The sequence below is a fragment of the Gordonia hongkongensis genome (genome assembly GCF_023078355.1).
GTDB classification, from domain to species: domain Bacteria; phylum Actinomycetota; class Actinomycetes; order Mycobacteriales; family Mycobacteriaceae; genus Gordonia; species Gordonia hongkongensis.
In genome coordinates this window covers 864,379-891,377 of record NZ_CP095552.1, presented here as the reverse complement: position 1 = coordinate 891,377, position 26,999 = coordinate 864,379, and the positions used below count along the sequence as shown (strand labels likewise).

The 26,999-nt window shown below is 68.2% G+C and carries 21 protein-coding genes and 2 pseudogenes; 14 read left to right on the top strand and 9 right to left on the bottom strand.

What is annotated here, in order from left to right:
• Positions 1–4: 4 nt before the first annotated feature.
• Positions 5–697 (bottom strand): SDR family NAD(P)-dependent oxidoreductase, encoded by a 693-nt coding sequence (locus MVF96_RS04075; RefSeq protein ID WP_247451326.1) that lies wholly within the window; start codon positions 695–697, stop codon positions 5–7.
• A gap of 62 nt (positions 698–759) precedes the next feature.
• Between MVF96_RS04075 and MVF96_RS04070 the strand changes: the two genes are divergently transcribed.
• Positions 760–2,043 (top strand): MFS transporter, encoded by a 1,284-nt coding sequence (locus tag MVF96_RS04070; protein ID WP_247451324.1) that lies wholly within the window; start codon positions 760–762, stop codon positions 2,041–2,043.
• Here the strand turns inward: MVF96_RS04070 and MVF96_RS04065 are convergent.
• Positions 2,040–2,906 carry an oxygenase MpaB family protein gene (locus MVF96_RS04065; protein ID WP_247451322.1) on the bottom strand — a complete coding sequence of 289 codons (867 nt, stop codon included), beginning with the start codon at positions 2,904–2,906 and terminating at the stop codon, positions 2,040–2,042. The two genes, MVF96_RS04070 and MVF96_RS04065, sit on opposite strands and share 4 nt — an antisense overlap.
• A 142-nt stretch (positions 2,907–3,048) precedes the next feature.
• A pseudogene (locus MVF96_RS04060) lies at positions 3,049–3,893 on the bottom strand (3-hydroxybutyryl-CoA dehydrogenase).
• Between the two features lie 160 nt (positions 3,894–4,053).
• Here MVF96_RS04060 and MVF96_RS04055 point away from each other — a divergent pair.
• From MVF96_RS04055 to MVF96_RS04045, 3 genes are all read left to right on the top strand, one after another.
• The gene (locus tag MVF96_RS04055; protein ID WP_078113060.1) at positions 4,054–4,380 is read left to right on the top strand and encodes a hypothetical protein; all 327 of its coding nucleotides are present in this window, start codon (positions 4,054–4,056) and stop codon (positions 4,378–4,380) included.
• A 131-nt stretch (positions 4,381–4,511) separates the two neighbouring features.
• Positions 4,512–6,098 (top strand): LVIVD repeat-containing protein, encoded by a 1,587-nt coding sequence (locus tag MVF96_RS04050; protein WP_137810215.1) that lies wholly within the window; start codon positions 4,512–4,514, stop codon positions 6,096–6,098.
• The gene (locus MVF96_RS04045; RefSeq protein ID WP_247451320.1) at positions 6,095–6,757 is read left to right on the top strand and encodes a DUF305 domain-containing protein; all 663 of its coding nucleotides are present in this window, start codon (positions 6,095–6,097) and stop codon (positions 6,755–6,757) included. The genes MVF96_RS04050 and MVF96_RS04045 overlap by 4 nt, the downstream gene beginning before the upstream one ends.
• Positions 6,758–6,784: 27 nt before the next feature.
• Here the strand turns inward: MVF96_RS04045 and MVF96_RS04040 are convergent, their stop codons facing one another.
• Positions 6,785–7,282: an HNH endonuclease gene (locus tag MVF96_RS04040; protein ID WP_058251202.1), complete on the bottom strand. Its 498-nt coding sequence runs from the start codon at positions 7,280–7,282 to the stop codon at positions 6,785–6,787.
• 356 nt (positions 7,283–7,638) lie between these two features.
• Between MVF96_RS04040 and MVF96_RS04035 the strand changes: the two genes are divergently transcribed.
• On the top strand, positions 7,639–8,061 hold the full coding sequence (locus tag MVF96_RS04035) for a hypothetical protein (protein WP_247451318.1): 423 nt from the start codon (positions 7,639–7,641) through the stop codon (positions 8,059–8,061).
• Here MVF96_RS04035 and MVF96_RS04030 read toward each other — a convergent pair.
• Entirely contained in the window at positions 8,019–8,885 is an 867-nt protein-coding gene (locus tag MVF96_RS04030) for an enoyl-CoA hydratase-related protein (protein ID WP_078111666.1), read from the bottom strand. The genes MVF96_RS04035 and MVF96_RS04030 overlap by 43 nt on opposite strands.
• Before the next feature lie 146 nt (positions 8,886–9,031).
• Positions 9,032–11,572 carry an ATP-dependent Clp protease ATP-binding subunit gene (locus tag MVF96_RS04025; RefSeq protein WP_058251205.1) on the bottom strand — a complete coding sequence of 847 codons (2,541 nt, stop codon included), beginning with the start codon at positions 11,570–11,572 and terminating at the stop codon, positions 9,032–9,034.
• 632 nt (positions 11,573–12,204) lie between these two features.
• Here MVF96_RS04025 and MVF96_RS04020 point away from each other — a divergent pair.
• The 4 genes and pseudogenes from MVF96_RS04020 (at position 12,205) to MVF96_RS04005 (ending at position 19,179) form a co-directional block, all read left to right on the top strand.
• On the top strand, positions 12,205–13,827 hold the full coding sequence (locus MVF96_RS04020) for an HNH endonuclease signature motif containing protein (protein WP_247451316.1): 1,623 nt from the start codon (positions 12,205–12,207) through the stop codon (positions 13,825–13,827).
• Positions 13,828–13,900: 73 nt separating this feature from the next.
• Positions 13,901–16,091 (top strand): annotated as a pseudogene (gene betT / locus MVF96_RS04015) (choline BCCT transporter BetT).
• On the top strand, positions 16,088–17,614 hold the full coding sequence (locus MVF96_RS04010; RefSeq protein WP_247451314.1) for an aldehyde dehydrogenase family protein: 1,527 nt from the start codon (positions 16,088–16,090) through the stop codon (positions 17,612–17,614). The pseudogene betT and the gene MVF96_RS04010 overlap by 4 nt, the downstream one beginning before the upstream one ends.
• Positions 17,611–19,179 (top strand): GMC family oxidoreductase, encoded by a 1,569-nt coding sequence (locus tag MVF96_RS04005; RefSeq protein WP_068970471.1) that lies wholly within the window; start codon positions 17,611–17,613, stop codon positions 19,177–19,179. Before MVF96_RS04010 ends, MVF96_RS04005 begins: the two co-directional genes overlap by 4 nt.
• A 13-nt stretch (positions 19,180–19,192) precedes the next feature.
• Here the strand turns inward: MVF96_RS04005 and MVF96_RS04000 are convergent, their stop codons facing one another.
• Positions 19,193–19,795: a TetR/AcrR family transcriptional regulator gene (locus MVF96_RS04000; RefSeq protein ID WP_137810225.1), complete on the bottom strand. Its 603-nt coding sequence runs from the start codon at positions 19,793–19,795 to the stop codon at positions 19,193–19,195.
• Positions 19,796–19,863: 68 nt separating this feature from the next.
• Between MVF96_RS04000 and MVF96_RS03995 the strand changes: the two genes are divergently transcribed.
• The 3 genes from MVF96_RS03995 to MVF96_RS03985 are packed head-to-tail and all read left to right on the top strand — an operon-like array spanning position 19,864 to position 22,675.
• Positions 19,864–20,811: an alpha/beta fold hydrolase gene (locus MVF96_RS03995; protein WP_247451312.1), complete on the top strand. Its 948-nt coding sequence runs from the start codon at positions 19,864–19,866 to the stop codon at positions 20,809–20,811.
• 41 nt (positions 20,812–20,852) lie between these two features.
• On the top strand, positions 20,853–21,347 hold the full coding sequence (locus MVF96_RS03990; RefSeq protein ID WP_058251215.1) for an RNA polymerase sigma factor: 495 nt from the start codon (positions 20,853–20,855) through the stop codon (positions 21,345–21,347).
• Complete coding sequence (locus MVF96_RS03985) at positions 21,344–22,675, top strand: VOC family protein (protein ID WP_247451310.1); 1,332 nt, start codon at positions 21,344–21,346, stop codon at positions 22,673–22,675. Before MVF96_RS03990 ends, MVF96_RS03985 begins: the two co-directional genes overlap by 4 nt.
• 1 nt (position 22,676) lies before the next feature.
• Here the strand turns inward: MVF96_RS03985 and MVF96_RS03980 are convergent, their stop codons facing one another.
• The gene (locus tag MVF96_RS03980; protein ID WP_247451308.1) at positions 22,677–23,150 is read right to left on the bottom strand and encodes an anthrone oxygenase family protein; all 474 of its coding nucleotides are present in this window, start codon (positions 23,148–23,150) and stop codon (positions 22,677–22,679) included.
• A 117-nt stretch (positions 23,151–23,267) separates the two neighbouring features.
• Here MVF96_RS03980 and MVF96_RS03975 point away from each other — a divergent pair, with 117 nt between their 5' ends.
• Together MVF96_RS03975 and MVF96_RS03970 are read left to right on the top strand one after the other, a co-directional pair.
• Entirely contained in the window at positions 23,268–24,578 is a 1,311-nt protein-coding gene (locus MVF96_RS03975) for a hypothetical protein (RefSeq protein ID WP_247451307.1), read from the top strand.
• Between the two features lie 218 nt (positions 24,579–24,796).
• Positions 24,797–25,561, top strand: a complete 765-nt coding sequence (locus MVF96_RS03970) for a lytic transglycosylase domain-containing protein (protein WP_247452051.1) — start codon at positions 24,797–24,799, stop codon at positions 25,559–25,561.
• 135 nt (positions 25,562–25,696) lie between these two features.
• Here the strand turns inward: MVF96_RS03970 and MVF96_RS03965 are convergent, their stop codons facing one another.
• Positions 25,697–26,989 (bottom strand): M18 family aminopeptidase, encoded by a 1,293-nt coding sequence (locus tag MVF96_RS03965; RefSeq protein ID WP_247451305.1) that lies wholly within the window; start codon positions 26,987–26,989, stop codon positions 25,697–25,699.
• Between the last annotated feature and the right edge of the window lie 10 nt (positions 26,990–26,999).

Below are 26,999 nucleotides of genomic sequence, written 5' to 3'. Positions count from 1 at the left end.
CGGCTCAGCCGACGCCCGGCACGGGGACCTGCGCGCCGGTGATCGCACTCGAGGCGTCGGAGACCAGGAACGAGATCGTCTGAGCGATCGACTCGGGCGACACCCAGCCCGCCCGCGACGAATCCGGTTGACTGGCGCGGTTGCCCGGGGTGTCGATCACCGACGGCAGGATCGCGTTCGCCCGGATGCCGTCGGACTTGTACTCGGCGGCGAGCGCACTGATGAACGCCCACACCGCCGCCTTCGACGTGATGTACCCCGCGGCACCGGAGAAGGGTGCGAACGCCGCCTTCGCCGACACCCCGACGATCGACCCGCCGCCGGCCTCGATGATCGTCGGAATGGCCGCCGCGGACAGCAGATACAGCGGCCGCAGGTTGAGCCGGAGCAGTCGCTCGAACTCGTCGACCGGCGTCGCGTCGACCCGCTCCCCCATCGCGAACCCGCCCACGAGGTTCACCACCGCGGTGACCGGCGCCGACGCGTCGCTCGCGGCGATCGCCACGACCTCGGCGACCGACGCCTCGTCGAGGAGGTCAGCGTGCACACCGACCAGCCGGTCCGATTCCGGAAGCCGTGACAACCCGGCTTCGGTGCGCCCGGGCACCACCACGCGCCATCCGTCGTCGAGCAACGTGCGGGTGACCGCCGACCCCAGGCCGCCCGCCCCGCCCGACACGATCACCGTCTGCGTCATCCCGCCGACCCTACTGGAGGTGGGCCCCTGGATGGCGGCGCACGCGCCTACGATGGTCGTCGATGACCGACGACCGTGTTCCCGAGATCGGAGACGAACCCCGGGAGCGTGAACCGGACGGTCGGCGCCCCGGAGACGCCGCGCGGAGCAGCATGTTCGCGTCGTTGCGCATCCCCAACTACCGCCTCTTCTACGCCGGCATGGCCGTCTCGATGACGGGTTCGTGGATGCAGGCGACCGCGCAGGCGTGGCTCGTGCTGACGCTCAGCGGATCGGCGTCCGTCCTGGGACTTATCGTCGCCCTGCAGGCGCTACCGGTCCTGCTCATCGGGCCCTACGCGGGCGTGATCGCCGACCGCGTCGATCGTCGACGCCTGCTCATCGTCCTGCAGTCGATGATGGGGCTGCTGGCCGCGGCGCTCGCCGCCGTCACCCTCACCGGGGTGGTGCAGGTCTGGCACGTCGGCGTGCTGGCGGTGATGCTCGGGCTCGGGCACGCCTTCGAACAGCCGGCGCGACAGGCGTTCATCCATCAGATCGTCGGCAAGGACCTCATCCGCAACGCGGTCACACTCAACTCGGTCATGGTGAACGCCGCTCGCGCCGTGGGTCCGGCGGTGGCCGGGGTGATCCTGGCCCTCGTCGGTTCGGGTCTGTGTTTCGCGATCAACGCGGTCAGCTTCATCGCCGTGGTCGCGTCGCTGCTTGCGCTCGACTCGTCGAAGGTCACCGCGGAGTCGCCGGTTCCGCGCGCGAAAGGTCAGCTGCGCGAGGGCCTCCGATACGTCCGGAGTCGCCCCGCGCTGTGGATCCCGCTGGCCACGATGGCGCTCGTCGGCACCCTGACGTACAACTTCCCGGTCACGCTGCCCGCCGCCGCGGACTTCGTGTTCGACGGCGGGCCGCAGGCCCTCGGTTTCATGACGTCGGCGATGGGAGTGGGTGCGGTCGTCGGCGGACTCGTGGTCGCGGCCCGCGGCAACACCGGATTGCGCCCACTCACGCTGGCGGCCTTCGGCTTCGGGGTCGCCGTCGCTGCGACCGCACTCGCCCCGAACCTCCCGACGGCGATCTGCGCGCTCTTCGGGGTCGGCTGGTTGAGTGTCACCTTCATGTCGACGGGAAACGCGACCCTGCAGCTCAATTCCGAACCGCGGATGCGGGGCCGGGTGATGGCGTTGTGGTCGGTGGCGTTCATGGGCTCGACGCCCATCGGCGGCCCGATCGTCGGCGCGATCATCGAGACATTCGGTGCGCGTGTCGGTCTCGCGGTCGGAGCCGTCGCGTGCCTGGCCGCCGGGTCGCTCGCCTTCCTGGCCGCACGCCGGAGCGGTACCGCGTCCTAGACGAGCGGCCGCCCCATCTTCACCCGGAGCCGGACATCAGCCAGCAGGAGCCGGAAACCCAACTGCGACACCCACAGCGGAGTGCGACGCTCCTTCTCCACCAGCCGGCCGACGTAGCCGTCGAACCATTTCTGATCTTCGTCGGTCCACTCGACCCGGAGTGCGTCGCGGAACGGCTGCGGCAGATAGCCGATGGTCCGGCGCAGTTTGACCGGACCGTACTTCTCCTGGATGCGTTCCGGCGCGTAACCGAAATTGGCGATGTCGAGCAGGAAGTCCCGGATCTCGTCGCTGATCTCGATGCGCGAGACCTGGTCGTCCCGGTAGGTGGTGAACTCGTCGCGCGTGGCGGGCCACGCCTCGGCCGGCATCTGCAGCGTCGTCCCGCAGACCTTGCCCTGCTGGTAAAACTTCTCGCGATCCGCACCCTGCAGCGGTCCGTGGACACGCTCGTAGATGTCCTCCCACCCGAAGTAGAGGCACGCCGCGACCCAGAGCTGCAGGTCGATGTTCATCGCGTTGTACTCCACGGGACTGTTCTCGTCCGAGCGCACCTGCGCGTGCTGGCGGTTGACGGCATGCCGGTACCGGCGCCGGTCGTCGGCGTTGCCGAGGATCGCGACCGCCAGATACGACGCGGTGGTCCGTGCGCGTTTGACCGGATGTTTGTCGAGCCGCCCGTTCTCGACCTTACTGTGTGCGACACCGTAGCCGACCGCCGGATTGGCGAGCTGCATGATGACGTTCGTCGTGCTCATCGTCTGCCCCATCGAGAGCAGGGAACGCGCGAAGAAGCTGCTGTCGATGTTGTCCATCTCCACCCGCGACATCCGCTCATCGGATTGCGTCATGACCCCACCCATTCTGATAACGCTTGTTGTCTGATTGCTGTCAGCTTAGCGGGGAGCACGCGGGCCGACAATCCCGGAGCCGAAAGACTCCGCCATACGCCGAACCCCGGCTCACCCGAAGGTGAGCCGGGGCTCGGCGTCGGCGATCCAGCTGTCAGTAGGTGTAGAAACCGTGACCGGTCTTCCGTCCGAGGCGGCCGGCATCGACCATGCGACGCAGCAGCGCCGGCGGCGCGTAGTGGGGTTCGGCGAATTCCGCGTACAGCGACTCCGCGGCGGAGAGCGTCACGTCGAGACCGATGGTGTCGAGCAGGGTCAGCGGACCCATCGGGTAGCCGCAGCCGCCCTTCATCGCGAGGTCGATGTCCTCGGCCGAGGCGTAGCCCGAGTCGAACATCCGGATGGCCTGGCACAGGTACGGGATGAGCAGCGCGTTGACGATGAAGCCGGAGCGGTCACCCGCGCGGACCGCGGTCTTGCCGAGGGTGTCGGTGACGTATGCGCTCACGGCGTCGGCCGTCTCCGGCGCGGTGGTCAGCGTGGAGATGATCTCGACCAGCGGCATCACCGGTACCGGGTTGAAGAAGTGCACGCCGACAACGCGTTCGGGGTCTTCGTCGCGGTCGCGACCTTGATGATCGGGATCGACGACGTGTTGGTCGCGAGGATGGTGTTCGCGCCGGTCGCCTCGTCGAGGTTCGCGAAGATCTGCCGCTTGAGCTCCTCGATCTCCGGGGCCGCCTCGATCACCAGCTCGCGATCGGCGAGGTCGGCGTAGTCGGTCGTCACCCGCAGACGTCCGAGGGCGGCGTCGGCGTCGTCCTGCGCCAGCTTGTTCTTGCTGACCGCCTTGGCCAGCGACTTCTCCACCCGCGCCCGCGCGGCGTCGGCGAACTCCTGCTTGACCTCCACGATCACGACATCGCTGCCGGCCTTCGCACACACCTCCGCGATGCCCGCTCCCATGGTGCCTCCGCCGATGACGCCGATCTGTTGCACAGTGAACCTCCGAAGTCGAGTGATACGAGACCAAACGGTAGTCGGTCGCCGGATCGGTCATCCGAACGACTCCCGGCACCCCGGGAACATTCGTCCTCGACGTCGCCTCCAAGTACATGGACCGCCCAGAAGCACTCACCCCACTTGGAAGGACATACCAATGAGCACCGAGATCCCCGCCGACGCCGTTCTCGTCGACACCGACGGCGACGGAGCCGTCGACGCCGCACTCACCGACGTCGACGGTGACGGCACCACCGACGCCATCCTCGACACCGACGGCGACGGCCAGGCCGACTCCATCGCCTACGACACCAACGCCGACGGCGAGATCGACATCATCGAAGCCGACACCGACGCCGACGGCTACACCGACATCGCCGTCGCCGACACCGACGGCGACGGCACCTTCGACACCGCCGTCGACGACGAGGGCAACGTCGAGGTCGGCGACTTCGGCAGCATCGACGGCGGCGACGCCGTCTGACGTCTGACGCACCCGACACGAGCCGGCCCGGAGACCCGGGCCGGCTCTGTTCGTGAGACCGGATTCGACGATTCCGCGATGTCGTCTCGCCTCGCCCACTAGCCTGACCCAGATCACGATCGGGGGATGCGATGATGCCTACTCGTTTCGACGCGCGACACAGGGTCCGTTCGGGGGTCCGCCGGCGCCGTCGTCGCCATGCCGCCACCTGCCTCCTGGCCGGTGCGACGCTTCTCTCGACGATGCTGGTCGCGGCCCCCGCCGGCGCGGCCAACCACTACTTCCCCGACATCTCCGAGGTCGCGGTTCCCCAAGCGGACTGCGGGCCGGGCTCACTCCCCGAACCCGGCCTGCAGGGTGATGTCAGCGCCGAAGATCGTCTGTCCGGGCGGAGCATGCGCGGCTACCGCTGCAACATCACGCGGATCGGCGGTGTCCGCGGCGCCGGCGGCGGGATCGTGTCGGCGAACTTCGAGCACTGCAGCTACACCGGCAGCCTGTTCCCCGGAAACAACTGGGTGAACCCGCCGGGCGTACAGGTCATCGACGCATCCGACCCGAGCGCGCCGCGAGTCGTCGGGTCCCTGACGGATCCGGCGATGCGCGGCGGCACGTGGGAGACGTTGAAGGTCAACAAGGCGCGCAAGCTCCTGGCCGCTACGTCGGTGCCGTTGCTCTGGGGCGGCGGCTTCTTCGCCGTGTACGACATCTCCGACTGCACCCGACCCAAGCTCCTGAACACCGGTCCGGGCACGTCGACGCCCCTGCCGTTCACCTCGCACGAGGGCGGCTTCTCCCCCGACGGCCGCACCTATTGGGCGTCCGGGGTGTTCCCCGGGCACCTCAGCGCCATCGACATCGCCGATCCCCGGTCGCCCCGCGTGATCTGGCAGGGTCTGCACTCGTTCCTCGGGCACGGGTTCGGCATGTCCCCGGACGGCAACCGGATGTACCTGTCCAACATGGCCGGCGTCACCGTGCTCGACGTCAGCGACGTCCAGGAGCGCCGGCCGCACCCGCAGGTCCCGCACACCGCGGCCTATCTCTGGCCCGACGGCCAGCTGAACCAGCACTCGATCCCGATCACCTACCGGGGCCGGCCCCACATCGTCACCGCCGACGAAGCAGGTTCGGGCGGCGTCAAGATCTTCGACGTGACGCGGGTGAACAAGCCCCGGTACACCGCGCAGATCAAACTCGAGATCAATCTCCCCGAGCACCTCGACACCAATCTGCGGTCGTCGACCGGCGGGTCGCTGTTCAGCAGCAATCCGCACTACTGCACGGTGGACCGAGCGACCGATCCCACCGCGCTCGCGTGCGGCTGGGAATCGTCGGGTATCCGGGTCTTCGACATCCGCGACTTCGACCGGATTCGCGAGATCGCCTACTACAACCCGCCGGCCCGCAAGGGCACCACGATCGCGGAGTCGCCCAACTCGCCGCACGTCGTCGGCTCGCTGATGGGCTTGCCCGCCGTCGAATTCCTCAGCCTCGGTATGTCGATCGCGAACGGCAAGGTCCGGTTGAACGAGATGGTCGGTCCACGTAGCGGGATGATCGTCGGCGGTGACATGTCGACGGACTGGTGCATGTCCCCACCCGAGTTCCGCGGAAACGAGCTGCGGGTCACCTGTTCCGACGGCGGCTTCCAGGTGTTGCGGTTGAGTCCCGCGGTGTACACGCCACCGCCGGACCAGAACTCCTCGATCGGATGAGCGCTTCTCGCCTCGGCGTCCCGCTGGTGCGCGCGATGGTCCTCGGCGTGACCGCGGCCCTGCTCGTCACCATGGGTGTCGTCGTCGGGGCGGTGTGGCAGGGACGCGATCACGACTCATCCGCGATGAGCGTGTCCGACATCGGCTTCGCGCAGGACATGTCGGCGCACCACGACCAGGCGATCCTCATGTCGCGGACGATCGGTGCGGTGCCCGGAGTCGCGCCGCAGATCCGCGGCGTCGCCGACCGGATCGTCCACACGCAGACCGCCGAAACCGCCACGATGCGTGGCTGGTTGCTGTGGTTCGACGAACCGGTGACCGCGCCGGAGCCGATGTCCTGGATGTCCGGCGGAGACCCTCACCACGAGGGCACCCATCACGACGAATCCCCTCCGCCGATGCCCGGCATGGCGAGTATCGACGAGATCGGCAGTCTCTCCACCCTGCCACCCGGCGAGGCGGAGATCTTGTTCCTGCAGTTGATGATTCGGCACCACCGTGGCGGGATGTCGATGGCCCAGGCGGCATACAACGACGAGCGGACCGGTTCCGCGACGAAGGACCTCGCGCTCATGATGATCGGCGACCAGGGCGACGAGATCGGTCTGATGACGATGCTGCTCGCGGAACGTGGCGCCGATCCGTTGCCGACCTGATGGCAGGGGCGGCAACGGATCGAACGTCTAGTCCGTCTTCGGATGCAGGATGAACATCTCCCACACCTCTTTCTGGTCCGCGGCCCAGGGGTCGTAGACGAACGGGGCGTGCCGTAGGGCCATCCCCGCCTTGCGCGGCGTCCGGTTGGCCTTGAAACCGTTGCAGGACTTGCACGCCGCGACCTGGTTTCCGAATGTGCTCGGCCCACCCTGCGAGACCGGGACGATGTGGTCGACGGTGTCGGCGGGACCGTCGCAGTAGGCGCAGATCCATTGATCGCGCCGCAGGATGGTCGCGTTCGACGCGTAGGAGTCCATCGTCTTACCGGCGAACGGGCGGTAGGCATCTCGCTTGATCGCCACCACCTTGTGGATCGGCAGGGACAGCGTCGGCGAATGGACGACGCGGACCAGCGGCGTGCCCTCGACGTTCCGCGCGACCTCGGTGGTCAACAGAACCGCGGCGCGACGCCAGGTGACGCGCGCCAGGATCTGCAGTCCGGCGTTGGTGACGAAGATGGTCATGACAGCTCCTCGATGCGTGGGCGAGTGAGTGCGCCGACCACCGAGGTTCATGACCTCAGGAACTGGTGACGCGTGATGTGATCGGTCCCGGCCTTCCGTCGGACTTCAGTCCGCACGGACGGTCGGAGGGGGCCGTCCGCCACTCGCCGGCGAAAGCCTTGTCACCCATCGACATCTGCGTCACCTCCTCTCGTTGGTCGGGCCTGCTCTGTCGCCACGATAACCGCGGTCGATGGACGCTGCCACCGTTTATGTCCGGCGTGTTCGGATGTTCACCCAGTTCACACGGGCTGTTTGCAGGAGTTTTTCACCGCGCGCCGGTCCCGCGGGACAATGTCCGACGCTATCGTCGGCGGATGCCCACCGAGGAGACCGCCGAGAATCCACCTCCGCAGCCACCCGTGTCGACCCTTGACGCGTTCGCGTCGGTGGTGCTGGGGTTGGTGCACGCCGTCTTGGCGCTGATCACGATCGCCGTCGCGGGTCTGACGGTCTTCGTCACCGACGCGTGCGCCTACGAGGAGTGCGGGAGTCCGGTCTGGACCGAGGTCGCCATCGGGGTGGGCATCGGGTCGGCCGTGGTGCTGGTGGCGGTGTCGGTGACCCTCGTCGTCCGCCGCGTGCGCCGAGGACTCCCGGCCTGGCCGGCCGCTGCGTTGGTGCTGCGCCATCCAGCTGGCGATGATCTTCGTGGTACTCGAGATCGGCATCCAGGCCGGGACCCTCGACTGAGTGATCAAAAGATCTCGGGTAGATCTTCCGACACGGTGTTGGGGTAGGTCGCCGGACGCTTCTCCAGGAACGACATGACGCCTTCGTACACGTCACCGGACTGCCCGCGGTAGAAGATCGCCTTCGAGTCGGCGTGGTGGGCATCGAGCGGACTGGGCGCACCGGCCATCCGCCACAACAGCTGTCGGGTCAGCGCCGCCGAGACGGGGGCGCTGTTCGCGGTCATCTCGCGGGCGACGGCGATCGCGGTCTCGAGCACCTGGTCTTTGGGGACCACCTGCTGAATCAGCCCGCGTTCATGGGCTTCGGCGACGGGCACCATCTTCGCGCCGATCGTCCACTGCAGTGCGGTCGGCAACCCGACGAGCCGCGGCAGGAACCAGCTCGACGCGGCTTCGGGCACCAGGCCGCGGGCGGCGAAGACGAACCCGAACTTCGCGTCCTCCGAGGCGATCCGGACGTCGGCGGGCAGCGTCATCGTGACGCCGACGCCGGCCGACGGACCGTTCACCGCCACCACGATCGGCTTGAGCGAGGCGAACATCCGCAGCGTCAACTTCCCGCCCTCGTCCGCTGGAACCTCGTCTGAGTCCACCACCGACGAGGCGTCGAACGTGGACCCGCCCGCCTCGAGATCGGCGCCGGCGCAGAACGCGCGGCCGTTGCCGGTCAGCACGACGGCACGAACGGAGTCGTCAGCGTCGGTGTCGTCGAACGCGGCCCGCAGTTCCTCCCCCATCTGCATGGTGAAGGCGTTGAGCCGGTCGGGTCGATTGAGCCGGAAGATCGCGATCTCCCCATCTCGCTCGACGGTGATGGTGGGCTGGTCCTGTCGGGACTTGCGCCCGACCTCTGATGTATCGCTCGTCACAGATCGATGCTATCGGGCGCTGGGACACTCCGCGTCGGCTGTGTCAATCCGCGGAACCGCGCACCAGCCGGGCACAACACAACGGCGGCGCCACCCTGTCGGGTGGACGCCGCCGCTGGTGTCAGATCAGCTCAGACGGGCTGCGCTCAGCTCGCGTCGGCCTCGCCGGCCTTGGTGAGCTCGACCGGTGCGTCGGGAACCATGCGCGGCTTCTCCGAGCCGGTGAAGACGAACCGGGCGTCGTCGCCGTCGCCCTCGCCGTCCCAGTTCTCGACGTCGACCAGGACGATCTGTCCGGGAGCGATGTCGCCGAACAGGATCTTCTCCGAGAGCTGGTCCTCGATCTCGCGCTGGATGGTGCGACGCAGCGGACGCGCACCCAACACCGGATCGAAGCCGCGCTTGGCCAGCAGGGCCTTCGCGCGGTCGGTGACCTCGAGAGCCATGTCCTTGTTCTTCAGCGCACCCTCCACGCGGGTCAGCATGAGATCGACCATCTGGATGATCTCTTCCCGCGTGAGCTGGTGGAACACGACAATGTCGTCGATGCGGTTGAGGAACTCGGGGCGGAAGTGCTTCTTGAGCTCGTCGTTGACCTTCTGCTTCATCCGTTCGTAGTTCGACTGGGTCCCGTCGCTCGACGAGAAGCCCATGCCCACGGCCTTGGAGATGTCCGAGGTACCGAGGTTCGAGGTGAAGATCAGCACGGTGTTCTTGAAGTCGACCGTGCGACCCTGACCGTCGGTCAGGCGACCGTCTTCGAGGACCTGCAACAGGGTGTTGTAGATCTCCGAGTGGGCCTTCTCGATCTCGTCGAACAGCACCACCGAGAACGGCTTGCGGCGCACCTTCTCGGTGAGCTGCCCGCCCTCTTCGTAGCCGACGTACCCGGGAGGGGCACCGAACAGACGCGACGCGGTGAAGCGGTCGTGGAACTCGCCCATGTCGATCTGGATGAGGGCGTCGTCCTCGCCGAACAGGAAGTTCGCCAGCGCCTTGGAGAGCTCGGTCTTACCGACGCCGGACGGACCGGCGAAGATGAACGAGCCCGACGGCCGCTTCGGATCCTTCAGGCCGGCACGGGTACGACGGATCGCCTTCGAGACCGCCTTGACGGCGTCCTCCTGCCCGATGATCCGCTTGTGCAGCTCCTCCTCCATGCGGAGCAGACGCGTGGTCTCCTCCTCGGTGAGCTTGAACACCGGGATGCCGGTCCAGTTGCCGAGGACCTCGGCGATCTGCTCGTCGTCGACCTCGGCCACGACGTCCATGTCACCGCTGCGCCACTGCTTCTCGCGCTCGGCGCGCTCGGCGACCAGCTGCTTCTCCTTGTCGCGGAGGCTGGCGGCCTTCTCGAAGTCCTGCGCGTCGATCGCGCTTTCCTTCTCCTTGCGCGCATCGGCGATGCGGTCGTCGAACTCACGCAGGTCTGGCGGCGCGGTCATTCGGCGGATGCGCATGCGCGCGCCGGCCTCGTCGATGAGGTCGATCGCCTTGTCCGGCAGGAACCGGTCGTTGATGTAGCGGTCGGCCAGCGTGGCGGCGGCGACCAGCGCGCCGTCGGTGATCGAGACGCGGTGGTGCGACTCGTACCGGTCGCGCAGGCCCTTGAGGATCTCAATGGTGTGCTCGACAGACGGCTCGCCCACCTGCACGGGCTGGAAGCGGCGCTCGAGTGCGGCGTCCTTCTCGATGTACTTGCGGTATTCGTCGAGGGTCGTCGCGCCGATGGTCTGCAGCTCGCCGCGGGCCAGCTTCGGCTTGAGGATGCTGGCGGCGTCGATGGCACCCTCGGCGGCACCTGCGCCGACGAGCGTGTGCAGCTCGTCGATGAACAGGATGATGTCGCCGCGGGTGTTGATCTCCTTGAGCACCTTCTTGAGGCGTTCCTCGAAGTCACCGCGGTAGCGGCTGCCCGCAACCAGCGAACCGAGGTCGAGGGTGTAGAGCTGCTTGTCCTTGAGGGTCTCGGGGACCTTGCCGTTCACGATGGCCTGCGCCAGGCCTTCGACGACGGCGGTCTTGCCGACGCCGGGCTCACCGATCAGCACCGGGTTGTTCTTGGTGCGGCGGCTGAGCACCTGCATGACGCGCTCGATTTCCTTCTCCCGGCCGATGACCGGGTCGAGCTTGCCCTCGGAGGCCGCGGCGGTCAGGTTACGACCGAACTGGTCGAGGACCAGCGAGGTCGACGGGGTGCCGGACTCGCTGCTGCGACCGCCGGTGCCCGCCTCCTGCGGCTCCTTGCCCTGGTATCCGCTGAGGAGCTGGATGACCTGCTGGCGGACCCGGTTGAGGTCGGCGCCGAGCTTCACCAGCACCTGGGCAGCGACGCCCTCGCCCTCGCGGATCAGGCCGAGCAGGATGTGCTCGGTACCGATGTAGTTGTGGCCGAGTTGCAGGGCCTCGCGCAGCGAGAGCTCCAGCACCTTCTTGGCACGCGGGGTGAACGGGATGTGTCCCGACGGCGCCTGCTGGCCCTGGCCGATGATCTCCTCGACCTGGCTGCGAACCCCTTCGAGCGAGATCCCGAGCGACTCGAGCGCCTTGGCCGCCACGCCCTCGCCCTCGTGGATGAGGCCGAGGAGGATGTGCTCGGTACCGATGTAGTTGTGGTTGAGCATGCGCGCTTCTTCTTGGGCCAGAACCACAACCCGACGCGCGCGGTCGGTGAACCGTTCGAACATTGTTCTCCCTCACATTGCTAGCGCCCCGGCCGCCGCGGAGACCACCTCGGAGGTCCCGGAGGACAACCGGTGCGGATAGACGACGACCAGCCTGCTTCCACTCTAGAGGTCGTCTGGGGTGCACCTGCAGTTAACGCCTGCGCAGAGTGCATGGATCCCCCGTTGCGGCGGGGATGTGCCCAGTACAACTGCGCAGGCCGGGGCTGTGTTCCCCGCCGTCTACGCCGAGAGCGAACGGGCCGCCGACGGCCCGGGATGCGCCCCCACCGGGCGCTGGGACCCGCGACGCGGCGCCCGCGTTGTGCCCGACAGCAGCCGGGTATCGCGGAAACCGCCGGCCGACGAGACCACAGGAGGCGAATGGGGACCACCCGGGCCGCTGCCGGGCCTCGGTAGATCTGGCCCTCGCTTGACTGCGACCGTCGCACACCAACGAGCAGCAGGGTGCATCCGGGTACGGCCCGGTACACGGCGAGCACGGCCACGACACGCGGCGGACGCCTATCACACGACACCGACAAGATGTAGGCGCTCAGTTCTGTTGCACGACAACATTTTTGGTATTGACGGCGACCGATGGCCGTGTACACTCGAACGTACATTCGCAGCAACGGTACTCGGGGGAGGTGACCATGTCTGACGAAACCACCACGGCGCAACCACGTGCCGTCGAGCTGGTGGCCGACCTCCACCGCATCCTCGACGAACTACAGACCGTGGACCTGGCGCCGTGCACCGATACCGAGTTGGCCGATCTGGCGGCCGACACCGAGAAAGCGATCGCCCGGCTGACCGTGGCCGGTGACCGGCAGATCGATCAGGTCGAGGCCCGCGACCTCCCCCGCAAGGCAGGCTGCAGGACACTCATGCAGTTCATGACCCACCGGCTGCGGGTGTCCAACCCGGTGCGGCGCCGAATACAGATGGATGCCACCTCCCACCGGACCAGCCTGGGCGGCGACATTCTGGAGCCCGAACACCCCACGCTGGCCGAGGCGTTCGCTGTGGGAGCTGTTGGCTCCGGGCACGTGCAGGCCACCCTGGATGTCCTCGACCGCATCCCGGTAGCCGTCGACCACGACATCAAGGTCGCCGCCGAACGACAGATGGCCGAGATCGCCGTCGACCACACGCCTGCTGACATCACCCAACTCGGTGCCCGGCTGCTCGCTCACCTCGACCCCGACGGCACCCTCGCCGACGATTCGGACCAGAAACGACGCCGCGGCCTGTGGATCGGCCGGCAACGCGCCGATGGCACCGCCACCATCTCCGGCACCCTAACTCCCGAACTCCACGCCCGGCTGACGATGATGTTCGCCGTCTGGGGCAAACCCGGACTCAACAACCCCGACGACCCCCACTCGCCCCAAGGCCCGGCCGCCACCGCCGACCCCGACGCCCTGACCGCCGCCGCCGACCGCGACGGCCGCACCCCCGCCCAAACGAATCACGACGCCCTCGACGCCGCACTGGCCGCCAAATTTGCTGACGGCACTCTCGGCACCACGCATCGTGGGCTGCCGATGCAGCTGATCATCAAAGCCGACCTCGCTGATCTGATTCGTGAAGCCGGCCTCGCGACCACCGCCACCGGCACCCTGCTGCCCATCCCGGACCTGATCGCAATGGCCGCCGACATCCAACCGTGGTTGGCGATCTTCAAAGACCACACCACCGTGCCGCTGCACTTCGGTAGGGGGAAACGTCTCGCCACGCGCGAACAACGCCTGGCGTCGTTTGCCCGCCCCGATGGCGAAGTGTGCTCGGCACCAGGATGCGACCAACCCGCCACCCACGTCGACATGCATCACGCCCAGAAGGATTGGGCGAAGGGTGGTCTCACCGACATCGACGACCTCGCCCCCGCCTGCCCACGCCACAACCGCATGGTCGGCGACCAACCCGGGCAGTACACCACCCGCATCGTCCGGTCCGGGCCCGACGAAGGCCGCTGCCTCTGGCGGTTGAACGCTGAACCCGGGGCGCCACCCAACCCCGAACGCCTCAACCGTCGACCCGACATACCCCGACGGTTCGCACACCACCTGAACACCGTGCGCAACGACATCCACGGACCACCACCCCGGCCCGGCGATCACCCACGCCCAGACGGCCACACCCACGACGACGCACGCCGCTCATGGGCGACGATCAGCCACGTCATCGACGTCCGACCACCCCGACCCGGCCGACGACAGGTCCGCCCCTCCCTCGTCGAAGCACACCTCATGGAGCTACTCGCCACCCACTGAACCGGGTAGAACAACTCACACGGATCCGTCCAAACGGTCCGCCCCATCGGCGATCGGACTAGCGTCGTGGTCCATGAGTGATGACGCCGCTCGACCGTCCACGTCGGTCCATGCCGAGACCAAGACCGGCGAGCGGCGATTGCCCACGCGCCGGGTCAATCTGACCGTCTTCATAGCCTCGGCTGTCATCGTGGTCGCCTTCGCCGTCTGGGCGCTGGCGGCACCGGCAGCGGCCGAGTCGACGATCAACGACGTACGCGACTTCATCACCCGCTGGTTCGGCTGGTGGTACTTCATCCTCGCCACCGCCATCGTCGGTCTCGTGGTGTTCCTCGGCCTCAGCAAGTACGGGCGCTACCGGCTCGGACCGGAGGAATCGCGCCCCGAGTACAGCCTGTTCACCTGGACGGCGATGCTGTTCGCCGCGGGGATCGGCATAGATCTGATGTTCTTCTCGGTCGCCGAACCGGTGACCCATTTCCTCAACCCGCCGACCGGGCCCGCGGAGACCAACGAGGCTGCGCGCGAGGCGGTCACGTGGACGGTCTTCCACTACGGGGTCACCGGGTGGGCGATGTACGCGCTCATGGGCGGCGCGCTCGCGTATTTCGCCTTCCGGCACAATCTGCCGCTGACGATCCGGGCAGCGCTGTACCCGATCTTCGGCAAGCGTGTCGAAGGTCGCTGGGGCGACGCGATAGACGTCGCGGCTGTCCTCGGCACCATCTTCGGGATCGCGACCTCGTTGGGGATCGGCGTCGTTCAGCTCAACTTCGGGCTGAACGAGATCTTCGGGATCGAACAGGGCAAGGCGGCTCAGATCGGCCTGATCGTCCTGGCTGTGGTGATCGCGACCGCGTCTGCGACCTCTGGTGTCGACAGGGGCATTCGACGCCTCTCCGAGATCAACGTCATCCTGGCCATCTGCCTGCTCATATACATCACGGTCGCCAAAGACGCGGACTTCCTGCTCAACGGCCTCGTCCAGAACGCGGGCGATTACGTCTCCACCTTCGCCGACCGGACGCTCGACACCTTCGCGTGGGACCAGGTGAACCCGCCGCCCGGCAACGACGCCCGCGCCTTCGTCGATGGCTGGACCCTGTTCTTCTGGGCCTGGTGGGTGGCCTGGGCGCCGTTCGTGGGGCTCTTCCTCGCCCGCATCTCGCGCGGACGCACGTTGCGGCAGTTCATCTTCGGCGTGCTGGTGGTCCCGTTCAGCTTCATCCTGGTGTGGATCTCGATCTTCGGGAACAGTGCCCTGCAAGGTGGCCCGCGGCGATGCGGATTTCGCCGAGACGACGGCCTCCACACCCGAGGCCGGGTTCTATTCGCTGCTCGATCAGTACCCGGGTTCGACGCTGCTCATCGGGATCGCAACCATCACCGGCCTGCTGTTCTACGTGACCAGCGCCGACTCCGGCTCGCTCGTGATGGGCAATTTCACCAGCCGCCTCGACGACCCGATGGCCGATTGCACACGGTCGCTTCGTATCTTCTGGTCGGTGGCGATCGGTCTGCTGACCCTGTCGATGCTGTTCGCCGGCGGCGGCGACGGGTCCATCCTCACCCTGCAGGCCGCGACGGTGATCATGGGCCTGCCGTTCTCCTTCGTCCTCGGGCTCATCGGCATCTCACTGCTCCGTGCCGTCCGCAACGAGTCGGTGAAACTCGACAGCTTCCGGACGACGCTGCCCAAGGTGATCGCCGTCGGGCGCGGCCCGACGGAACACGGCAGCTGGCGACAGCGACTCATCGGCACGCTGCGCTTCCCCGGCCGGGTTGCGACCCGGAAGTTCATCGAAGCCAACGTCGTACCGGCCATGACCGAGGTCGCCGAACAATTCGGCCGGGAGGGGATCACCGCGACGGTCGACGAGTCGGCCGAGAACGAAGGGCTGCCGTCGCCGCGCCTGGTCGTCGAACTCGCCGAGGTCCCCCGGTTCGAGTACTGCGTGTGGCCGGTCTCGGCGCCGACCCCGACGTACGCGGTCCGGACCCAGCGGTCCGACGATCGCTACTTCCGGTGCGAGGTGTATCTCACCGAGGGGTCCCAGGGCTACTCGCTCACCGGATACACCCGCGACCAGATCATCGGTGACATCCTCGACCAGTACGAACGCCATCTCGGTTATCTGCATCTGCGGGATGCGGCCGGTGATCACCACGACCCCGAACCCGATCCGGCCGCCGGCGACGGTACCGTGCCCGACAGCGACACGGACATCCCCGACAGCAGTTCCGAAGGAGCACCGGCTCGATGAGCGAGACCCTCTACATCGGCGGCCGCTGGCGGCCCTCCGCTTCCGGCGAGACCCGCGAGATCCGGTGTCCCGCAAACAACTCAGTCGTCGGCGTGGTGGCCGAGGCCGGGGTGTCCGACACCGAGCAGGCCATCGCGGCGGCCCGCCGCGCGTTCGACGCCGGCGAGTGGAGCGCCACACCCGCCGCCGACCGTGGGGACCTCCTTCTCCGCGTCGCCGCCCAGATCGACGAGCGCCGAGACGAGTTCGTCCGCGCCGAGACCCTCGACACCGGCAAGCGGCCCTACGAGTCGGACATCGACATGACCGACATCGCGAACTGCTTCCGGTACTTCGGCAAGCTCGCGGCGGCCGACGCCGGGCGTGTGGTCGACACCGGGTCACCCGACGCCGATTCGCGCATCGTGTACGAACCGGTCGGCGTCTGCGGATTGATCACACCGTGGAACTACCCGCTGCTGCAGGCGGCGTGGAAGGTCGCGCCGGCACTGGCGGCAGGCAACACCTTCGTGCTCAAGCCCGCCGAACTCACCCCGCACACGTCGATCCTGCTCATGCAGGTCCTCGAGCAGGTCGGTCTCCCGGCAGGCGTGGGCAACCTCGTCCTGGGCGCGGGCGCCGAGGCCGGCGCTCCGCTGTCGTCTCATCCTGACGTCGACCTGGTCTCGTTCACCGGTGGGCTCGTGACCGGCCGGGTCATCGCCCGCGAGGCGGCGGCGACGGTGAAGAAGGTCGCGCTCGAACTCGGGGGCAAGAACCCGAACGTGGTCTTCGCCGACGCCTGCGCCACCGACGAACTCCTCGCGGCAGCGGTCGACAACGCACTCAACGCGGCGTTCCTGCATTCGGGGCAGGTCTGTTCGGCCGGAGCCCGGCTCATCATCGAGGAGTCCGCACACGATCGCTTCGTCGATGAGCTGGTCCGCCGCGCGGAGCAGATCCGGCTGGGCCTGCCCTACTCCGAGGGCACCGAGACCGGACCGCTCATCTCGGCGGCACACCGAGACAAGGTGCACGCCTACGTCGAACAGGCTCGTGCGGATGGCGCGATCATCCGCACCGGTGGCGCGTTCGCCACGGGCGATGCGGGTTCGGGGCGCCTGGACGACGGATGGTTCTATCTGCCCACCGTGATCGATCGCGCCGACCGTTCGATGGCCTGCGTGCACGACGAGGCGTTCGGACCGACCGTCACCGTGGAGACCTTTGCCACCGAGGACGAGGCCGTGACCCTGGCCAACGACACCGTCTACGGTCTCGCGGGGGCCGTCTGGTCGGCCGACGCGGCACGCGCCCGCCGCATCGCCGGACGAATCCGGGCCGGAACGGTGTGGGTCAACGACTTCGGGCCGTACCTGCCGGAAGCCGAGTGGGGCGGTTACGGCCAGTCGGGCTTCGGGCGGGAGCTCGGACCGTCCGGTCTGGCGGAGTACCGCGAAGCCAAACATGTCTACGAGAATCTCCGACCGGGCGTGACCGGCTGGTTCGCGGACCGGTCCGGAGACGGCGAGGAGCGACGATGAGCGAGACCTACGACTACGTGGTCGTCGGCGGCGGCTCCGGGGGTGCCGTGGTGGCGTCGCGGCTGTCCGAGGACCCCTCGGTCTCGGTGTGCCTGCTGGAGGCGGGTCCGTCCGATGTCGGCGACGACGCGATCCTGCGGCTCGACCGGTGGATGGAACTCCTCGAATCCGGTTACGACTGGGACTATCCCATCGAACCGCAGGAGAACGGCAACGACTTCATGCGCCACGCCCGGGCGAAGGTCCTCGGCGGGTGCAGTTCGCACAACAGCTGCATCGCCTTCTGGGCGCCGCGCGAGGACCTCGACTCGTGGGAGCGTGACTTCGGGTGCGCCGGATGGGGTTCGGCGGAGTTATACCGCCTCTACCCGCAGATCGAGACCAACGACGCGCCGGGCGCGCACCACGGTCGCAGCGGTCCGGTCCACCTCATGACGGTGCCGCCGAACGACCCGTGCGGGGTCGCCCTGCTCGAGGCCTGCGAGTCGGTCGGCATCCCCCGCGTCGAGTTCAACAGCGGCAGCACGGTTGTCAACGGCGCCAACTTCTTCCAGATCAACCGACGACCCGACGGTGTGCGCGCCTCGTCGTCGGTCAGTTATCTGCACCCGCACCTCGACCGGCCGAACCTCACCATCCGCACCGGATCGTGGGCAAAACGGGTGGTCATCGAGCGGGTCGACGGCGAGTTGCGTGCCGTGGGCGTCGACATCACCGACAACGCGTTCGGTCGCACGACACGGATCGAGGCCCGGGGCGAGGTGATCGTGTCGGCGGGGGCGATCGACTCCCCGAAGTTGCTGATGCTCTCGGGAATCGGGCCGGCCGACGACCTGCGCGAGCACGAGATCGAGGCCCTCGTCGACGCGCCGGGGGTCGGTGAACACCTGCAGGACCACCCCGAAGGGGTGATCGGGTTCGAGACCGCGAAGCCGATGGTCCGCGAGTCGACCCAGTGGTGGGAGGCGGGCATCTTCACCACCGTCGATGCGGGTCTGACCCGGCCGGACCTGATGATGCACTACGGCAGCGTGCCGTTCGACATGCACACCCTTCGCCAGGGTTATCCGACCAGTGACAACACCTTCTGCCTGACACCGAACGTGACGCACGCGCGGTCACGGGGCACGGTGCGGTTGCGCTCCCGTGACTTCCGCGACAAGCCCCGCGTGGACCCGCGGTACTTCTCCGATCTCGAGGGCTACGACATGCGGATCATGATCGCGGGCCTGCGCAAGGCGCGGGAGATCGCCGCCGCGGAGCCGCTGGCGACGTGGGTTGCGCGCGAACTCTATCCGGGCCCCGCCGCCACGAGCGATGCCGAACTGGCCGACTACATCACCCGCACCCACAACACCGTCTACCACCCGGTCGGCACCGTGCGGATGGGTGCGCCCGACGACGAGCTGTCGCCGCTCGATCCCGAACTCCGCGTGAAAGGTGTTGCAGGACTTCGGGTGGCCGACGCGTCGGTGTTCCCGGAACACACGACGGTGAACCCCAACCTCACCGTGATGCTCGTCGGCGAACGCTGCGCCGAGCTGGTGCGCGCCGGCGGCAACTGACCGCCAGGAGCGACTAGGTCGCGAAGGAGTCGACGATCCGTTCCAGGACGGCGGCGACCTGTTCGGTGGCGGCCTCGCGATCGTCGGCGGCGGCGACGAAGAGCGCCGCCTCGTCGAGCGCGCCGATCGCGACGTGGGCCAGCGGGCGCGTGGGCTGCTCGACCGCCTGGCCCGTGGCGATCGCGGCCGCGATCAGGCCTTCGACGAGTGCGAATCCGAATTCTTCTCCGCGAGCACGCCATTCACTCCATCCGAGCACCGACGGCGCCTCGACGAGCGTGATCCGATGCACCTCCGGTTCGGTGCACAACCGCAGGAACAGACGCATACCCGCCTTCAGCGCGGCGAGCGGGTCCTCGCCGGCGCGCTCCCCCACGGCCGCCGCGATCTGGGCGACGATCGACTGTTCCACGTCGTCGTAGACGGCGACGAACAGCCCCTTCTTGTCGTCGAACTGGTGGTAGAGCGCACCGCGCGTCACGCCGGCCTCGGCGACGATCTCCTGGGTGCCGACGTCGGCGAAGCCGCGTTCACCGAACAGCTTCCGGCCGGCGTCGATCAACGACGCGCGGGTCGCCGCGGTCCGCTCGGCCTGGGTACGACGGTTGACTTTCATACAGGTTGCACGTAACTTTCGTACTGAGTGTTCGTAAGTTACCGAGTCTACGAGAAGCGGGTCTCGCCATGACGACTGCACTGCCGACCGTCGAACTTCCGTCCGGCGTCATCGAGTACGCGACCTACGGTCCGGACGACTCGGCGCATCCGCCGGTCGTCTTCGTCCACGGCGCCGTCGTCGACCACCGGCTGTGGGAACCGACGGCACGGTTGCTCGCCGAGCGCGGATTCCGGTGCCATGTGCCCCTCATGCCGCTGGGCTCGCACCGCATCCCGCTCGGCCCCGGAGCCGACCGCTCGCCGCGCGGGATGAGCAAGCTCCTACGTGAGTTCGTCGACCGGTTCGACCTGTCGGACGCGACCCTCGTGGCCAACGACTCCGGTGGCGCCATCACCCAATTCGCCCTCGACGACGATCCCGCGTTCGTCAGCCGGCTGGTGTTCACCAACTGCGATGCCTTCGATCTCTTTCCGCCGCAGCCGTTCCGGTTGTACTTCGCGCTGATGAAGCACCGACTTCTGCTGAAACCGCTGGCCGAGGCGATGCGCCTGCGTGCACTACGCCATTCCGCGCTGGGCGTCGGTCTGCTGTTGAACGATCCCGATCCCGACCTCACCGGCTCGGTCTTCGAACCGCTGCAGCGCGACGTACGCATCCGCAACGACTTCATCGCGTTCCTCCGCGGCATCCGCCCCGCCGAACTGGCGCAGATCACCCCGCGGATGTCGCGCGTCGACCTCCCGGTCCGAATGGTGTGGGGTCGCGACGACCGGTGTTTCACCCCCGCCCACGGACGCCGCCTGGCCGCCGTCTTCCCGGGCGGGGCGCCGTTCGTCGAGGTTCCCGACGCCCGGACCTTCGTCTCACTCGACCAGCCACAGATTCTGGCCGACGAGATCATCGAGCTCACCGTCGGAGAACGCACCGCTCCCGTGACCGCCCGGAGAACGGCGCAAGTTTTTTCCGCCACGGGCGTCGGATCATCGGGTCCGGCCGCGACGATAGAGATGTGAGCAGCGACCAACCGGTTTCTTCGGCCCGGGGACCAGAGGGATTGCTGGCGGTCTACGACCAGGCACTGCCGGAGGTGTACGGCTTCGTCGTGCGGCGCTGCACGGATCGTCGTACCGCCGAGGACGTCACCTCGGAGACCTTCCTGGCCGCCATGGACTCCGTCCGACGACGCCGCGACACCGAACCGACCACTCCGTGGCTCATCGGGATCGCCCGGCACAAACTCGCCGACCACTGGCGACGTGCACAGCGCACGCCGGAACCGGTCGACGACCTGCCCGACCACGGGGACGACCCGTGGGACACCGAACTCGACCGGATGGTCGCCCATCACACCCTCGGCCAGTTGTCGCCGATCCACCGTTCGGTGCTGACGCTGCGCTATGTCGACGATCTCCCCGTCGGCGAGTGCGCGGAGATCCTGGGCCGCACGGTCGGCGCCACCGAGGCGCTTCTCACCAGGGCCAAGCGGGCGTTCCGCGCCGCCTACCCCGAAACACAACCCCAGCCCAGCGGGAGAGGAGGTCACGCATGAGCACCCGGAACAGCTCGCGCTTCGACGCAGCACGAGATCCGCTGCACGTCCTGAACGCAGCGCGCACGCCGGGCTTCGACGATCCGGTCCGTCCCGACCTGGATTTCGCCGCCGCGCTGCGGGACCGCCTCGAGCGCGGGGCGACCCTACCCGAAGGAGTCGTCATGGCCACCGCAACACAACTCGACGCAACCGAGACCGTCCGGACCGAGGCGCCCGCCCGACCGGAACCGACGGTCGAACGCCCCGGCGCCCTCCCGTATCTCGTCGTCGCCGAACCGCAGGCCGCGATCGACTGGTACGTCGACACGCTCGGCGCCCGGCTGCGCGGCGAGCCGATCGTGATGTCCGACGGCGTGATCGGTCACGCCGAACTCGAACTGGGCGGCGGCGCGGTCTATCTCGCCGCCGAGTTCCCGGACCTCGGGCTCCGGGCGCCTGCACCCGGACAGGTCTCGGTCAGCCTGATGGTCGCCGTCGACGACACCGACGACGCGGTCGCGTCGGCCGCCCGCGCGGGAGCCGCGGTGACCCGAGAGCCGTACGAAGCCCACGGCACCCGCACCGCGGTGATCGTCGACCCGTTCGGCCACCGCTGGATGCTGAGTGGGCCGTCGAGGACCGTGGGCACCGAGATGGTCCATCAGGGCGACATCGGTTACATGTCCCTGAACATGCCCGACGCCGCCCGCGCCCGACGCTTCTACGCCGACGTCCTGGGCTGGGAGTTCGACGCCGAGGGCCGACGCGTCACCAACGTCGGCCATCGCCTCGGCATCTTCGAGACCGACGGCGCACCGACGATCTTCTGCGCGTACGCCGTCGACGACCTCGAGGCCGCACACGAGCGCATCGTCGCAGCGGGCGGGCGGGGCGAGTTCGGTTCGAGTCCCGACGGTCATCGCCTGGTCGACGCCGTCGACGATCAGGGCGTCCGGTTCGCGGTCTACGCCGCGAACCCCGGCGACGAACGGCCGCAGGCACACCCGCGCGACCCCGGGGCCATGACCTACCTGACGGTGTTGACGCCCGACAGCGGACGCTTCCGCGCGTTCTACGGATCGGTCCTCGGCTGGACGTTCCACGGCGGACGCATCGACGACGGCTGGGAGGTCGACGACTCGCGACCGCAGGTCGGGCTCGCGGGCGGCGCCGAGAGCTCGGTGGCGGTGCCGATGTGGACGACCGACGACGTCGTGGCCACGGTCGAACGTGTCCGGGCCGCGGGCGGCACGGTGCTCGAGGAACCGAACGCGGCCCCTTACGGCATCTCGGCGCGGTGCACCGACGACCAGGGCGCTCAGTTCTACCTCGGTCAGTTGTTCTGAGTCACCCCACGGTCAACCCGACGACGAGCACCGCCACCGCGGCGGTGGTCAGCACGGACCGCACGATGTTCCACGGCACCCAGACGGCGGTGAACCGCGTCCAGACCCGCACCGCCTCGTCGCCGCGGACAACACCCGCGGCGTCGAGGCGGTCATTGGCCGGGACGTTGACGACCATCGTGATGACGACACCGAGCGCGGTCAGGACCGTCGCGGTCAGGACCCACCATCGGAGCCCGGAACCCCACGAGGCCCAGACGGTCAGCGCGCCGAACACCACGCCGCCGCCGAAGATCACCGCGAAGAGCGGGTTGAGGATGGCACTGTTCATCCGCTGCATCGCCGCGACCGCGACGTCGGCGCCGGCCCGGGTCAGGCCGGGGATCACGGCATAGCCGAATCCCGCCAGCACACCGGCACTGAGGCCGGTGGTCACGACCGTCAGGGTCACCAACACATCACGCAACAGGTCCATGGGAACAGTCCAGTGCCCTGCGGGCGCGAAAACCATGACCGGACCGGCGAATTTCCTGCTCCACCGTCCGGCTCCCGGCTCCGGAGCGGCCACCACCGTCATGGTTGACTCTTACCCATGTCCTCTCGCTCCCGCGTCCGGGCCCTGTCCGCGCGTCTGCCCTTCGGCATCGGGACCGTCGTCTTCGCCCTGTGCGCCGCGCTGGTCGTGACCGGCGGCGTGGTGCTGGCGAGCGGCACCGCCCAGACCGACGACGGCGACTACGCCTACGGCGAGCTGCGCGGCTACGAACGCGAACCGGGGACCGCCTGGACGATAGTCGGGCAGGAGGATCTACCGGACCACTCCGGCGAGGTCGCCATCGAGATCGCCGACACCTCCGACGAGGGATGGCTCATCACCTACCCCTCCGGGCTGGGGCGCTCGTTCATGATGGTGGACCGACGATCGGGAAACCTGCTGTGGGACAGCCCCATCAACGCGGGGCAGGGCGACTGCGCGGTCAACGAGGCCGGCCAGGTCGGTTGCGCGGTACAGCTCGGCACCCCTCTCGAGGACGGCTTCTACCTCGTCGACGACGCCGGCATCCCGACCCGCACCGCCGAATACCTGGACACCAAATCGGTGGAGGGCCTCGGCAACAACTTCCTGCGCGTCAACCGGGTCGGGCACCAGGTCACCCTGAACACACCGGCCGGCAACGGCATCTGGGCTCGGACCTTCGCGGCACCGGTCGTCGGTATCGAGGTCACCGGCGACACCGTGGTCATCAGGACCGCCGACGCGAGCGAACACCTGGTCAACCCCGCCACCGGTGAGGACCGCATCGGTTGCGATCAGTGCAGCATCAAGCTCTACCCGACCGGGGTGACCGTCGACCACCAGACGCACGGCGAGGAGAAGGTGGTCACCTACGCCACCGTCAACGGCCGGGTGGACGCCGATCCGGTCGCCGAGGCCGACGGTCTGAGCGTGCTGCCCGGGCCGTCGACCCTCCCGGTCCTGAACGCGGCGAACCTTGTCTTCGCCGCCGAGGGGCAGTACGAGGTCCGCGACCCGGCACGTCCGGGGGCGCTGTGGCAGATCCGCGACGGCGAACTGTCCAAGGCCAATGCCATCGCGTGCGGGTCCCTCGTGAACTTCGGCCGCCTGGACGGTTCGCGGACGACCTACGCGCTCGCCGACGGCACGCACATCGGCAGCGGACCGCCGCCGGGACCGCAGCAGCCGATCCTCGCCAACCCGCGGTGCGTCGGGTCCAGCGGCACCACCATGGTCGTCGTCAACCAGGGCCTGCTGACCGGGCTCACCCCGGCGAACACCGCGGCCTGGGAGCGCGGCCTGTCCTCCCCCGGACTCGTGCGGGTCGTCGACGGATACATCGTCGTCAGCGAGGGCAGCACCCTGTCGATGCTCCGTCCGAACTGACCCCGCCGTTTCCCTGAACCCGAGGGTCTCAATCCCACTTGTGGGCCGTTTCACATGCCGGGCCGAGCTTCCGGCCTCACCTGCAAAGACACGAATCGGTGGCGGTGTCCAGACCTGAATTGATCACGACAAGGTAACGCTTTGCTCACGGCCGCGTGTACGGTCGGCTCGGTTCCGCAAGCACGAACCACGAGATGTACACGCGAGGTCGATCAGTTTTGGGTAAGCACTCCAAGCCACGGAAGAAGTCACGCACACCGTTGTGGGCCACCGCCCTGCTGCCGGTGGGCGTTCTGGCCGGCGCGGCGACCGCCGGGGCCGAACTCTCCGGCAACACGCTGGCCCCCACGCCGGTGTCCGCGCCGCAGGTGACGTCCGAGACCCCGACCACGCCACCGTCCGTGACGCCGGCTGTGAAGGCCCACCCGCTGGCCCCCACTCCGCCGCCGCCGCCGGTTCGGCCGGCGAGCGTGACGACGGGCGCGGTCCCGGTGACCAACTACGACGCGTATGAGGCGGCCGCGAAGTCCGTCACGAGCACCCACCCGCGCTGCGGCATCGACTGGAAGGTCATCGCCGGGATCGGCCGGGTCGAGTCCCACCACGCCGACCAGGGCAACGTGAACCCCGACGGCGTCCTGCGCAGCGCGATCTTCGGTCCGCGCCTCGACGGCTCCCTCGCCGGCAACCAGGTCATCGGTGACACCGACGGCGGCGAACTCGACGGCGACCCGGTCTACGACCGCGCGGTCGGCCCGATGCAGTTCCTGCCGTCGACGTGGAAGATGTACGCCGCCGACGGCAACGGTGACGGCAAGTCCGACCCGCAGAACATCTTCGACGCCGCGCTGACCACCGCGAACTACCTGTGCGACGACAACCTCGACCTTCGCGACTCGTCTTCGTTGGTGACCGCCGTCCTGCGGTACAACAACTCGATGGAGTACGTGAACAAGGTCCTCGGTTTCGCCCGCGAATACTGATCCCGCTGCCTCACCAGGACCCTGGGTGACGCGCCCTCCGCAAGCTCCGGGCGCTCCTCAGGGAGCAGTAGGCGACGCTCGCAAGCTCGCTCCTCAGGGAGCGAGGTGAGGCGCTCGACGGCTCGCGCGTCGTTCCTAGCCCTGCGTCAGAAACGCTTGCAGCGCAGCCGAATACATCGGCACGTCGTCGGCGCCCATGAGCTCACGCGCGGAGTGCATCGCGAGCTGCGGCGCACCGACGTCGATCGTGGTGAGGCCCGTGCGTGACGCCGTGATGGGCCCGATCGTCGACCCGCACGGCAGATCCGCGCGATGGACATATCGCTGCATGGGGACGCCCGCGGCGTCGCACGCGAGCGCGAAGACGGCCTCTCCCACCGCATCCGACGCATAGCGCAGGTTCTGGTTGACCTTCAGCACCGGTCCGCCGCCGATCGAGATGCGGTGCCCGGGTTCGTGGCGCTCGGGATAGTTCGGGTGGGTCGCGTGGGCCATGTCGCCGGACAGGCAGATGCTCGCGGCCATCGTCTGGAGGAAGTCCGCGCGTGATCCGCCGCGCGCGAGCACGATTCGTTCGCAGATCGACCCCAGGAAGTCCGAAGCGGCACCACGCTCGGAACCGCTGCCGACCTCCTCGTGATCGAACAGCACCAGCATCTTCGTGTGCGCCGACGAGCCGGCGTCGAGCAGCGCGCGCAGACCCGTGTAGCAGGTGCCCTGGTTGTCCAATCGCGGTGCGCTGAGCAGGTTTCCGTCGGCTCCGATGATCGCCGACGGCGCGACGTCGTGGGTCATGAGTTCCCAGCCGAGGAGCGCGTCCGGGTCGATGCCCGCGTACTCCGACACCCAGCCGAGGACGTCGGGGACGTCGTCGCCGATCCCCCACACCGCGTTGACATGCCGCTGCGGATCGAGCGTCACGCCCTTCCGGTCCTCGGACAGGTGGATGGCGAGTTGGGGTACCCGCACCACCGGTTCGGTCACATGAACCAGCGTGTGCGCCACCGAGTTCCCCGATCGGTACGCGAGGCGGCCGGAGAGGCCGAGATCGCGGTCGAGCCAGGAATTGAGCCAGGCGCCGCCGTAGGGTTCGAGCGCGACCATCGCGACCCCGGCCGAGGAGCGGTCGGGATGCTGCTTGAGCCGCAGGTTCGGGCTGTCGGTGTGTCCGCCGACGATGCGGAAGGCGCCGGTCTGCCCGGTCTCCCAGGCGATGATCGAGCCGCCACGGATGACGTAGTGCCGCGCCGACGGGGCGTCGAGGCCGGCATCCGCCCACGGCTGATCCTCGAACAGCCTTGTGTACCCGGCACTTTCGAGTTCGCGGGCCACCGTCGCGCAGACGTGGAACGGCGACGGCGAGGCGTCGACGAACTCGCCGAGGCCGCGTGCGGTCGCGCTGGTCGGAATCCTGGCGGACGCACTCATCGACGAACGC

Coding starts and splice junctions, on each gene's coding strand:
- MVF96_RS04075 (WP_247451326.1), bottom strand. CDS start 697: ATGACGCAGACGGTGATCGTGTCGGGCGGGGCGGGCGGCCTGGGGTCG.
- MVF96_RS04070 (WP_247451324.1), top strand. CDS start 760: ATGACCGACGACCGTGTTCCCGAGATCGGAGACGAACCCCGGGAGCGT.
- MVF96_RS04065 (WP_247451322.1), bottom strand. CDS start 2,906: ATGGGTGGGGTCATGACGCAATCCGATGAGCGGATGTCGCGGGTGGAG.
- MVF96_RS04055 (WP_078113060.1), top strand. CDS start 4,054: ATGAGCACCGAGATCCCCGCCGACGCCGTTCTCGTCGACACCGACGGC.
- MVF96_RS04050 (WP_137810215.1), top strand. CDS start 4,512: ATGATGCCTACTCGTTTCGACGCGCGACACAGGGTCCGTTCGGGGGTC.
- MVF96_RS04045 (WP_247451320.1), top strand. CDS start 6,095: ATGAGCGCTTCTCGCCTCGGCGTCCCGCTGGTGCGCGCGATGGTCCTC.
- MVF96_RS04040 (WP_058251202.1), bottom strand. CDS start 7,282: ATGACCATCTTCGTCACCAACGCCGGACTGCAGATCCTGGCGCGCGTC.
- MVF96_RS04035 (WP_247451318.1), top strand. CDS start 7,639: ATGCCCACCGAGGAGACCGCCGAGAATCCACCTCCGCAGCCACCCGTG.
- MVF96_RS04025 (WP_058251205.1), bottom strand. CDS start 11,572: ATGTTCGAACGGTTCACCGACCGCGCGCGTCGGGTTGTGGTTCTGGCC.
- MVF96_RS04020 (WP_247451316.1), top strand. CDS start 12,205: ATGTCTGACGAAACCACCACGGCGCAACCACGTGCCGTCGAGCTGGTG.
- MVF96_RS04010 (WP_247451314.1), top strand. CDS start 16,088: ATGAGCGAGACCCTCTACATCGGCGGCCGCTGGCGGCCCTCCGCTTCC.
- MVF96_RS04005 (WP_068970471.1), top strand. CDS start 17,611: ATGAGCGAGACCTACGACTACGTGGTCGTCGGCGGCGGCTCCGGGGGT.
- MVF96_RS04000 (WP_137810225.1), bottom strand. CDS start 19,795: ATGAAAGTCAACCGTCGTACCCAGGCCGAGCGGACCGCGGCGACCCGC.
- MVF96_RS03995 (WP_247451312.1), top strand. CDS start 19,864: ATGACGACTGCACTGCCGACCGTCGAACTTCCGTCCGGCGTCATCGAG.
- MVF96_RS03985 (WP_247451310.1), top strand. CDS start 21,344: ATGAGCACCCGGAACAGCTCGCGCTTCGACGCAGCACGAGATCCGCTG.
- MVF96_RS03980 (WP_247451308.1), bottom strand. CDS start 23,150: ATGGACCTGTTGCGTGATGTGTTGGTGACCCTGACGGTCGTGACCACC.
- MVF96_RS03975 (WP_247451307.1), top strand. CDS start 23,268: ATGTCCTCTCGCTCCCGCGTCCGGGCCCTGTCCGCGCGTCTGCCCTTC.
- MVF96_RS03965 (WP_247451305.1), bottom strand. CDS start 26,989: ATGAGTGCGTCCGCCAGGATTCCGACCAGCGCGACCGCACGCGGCCTC.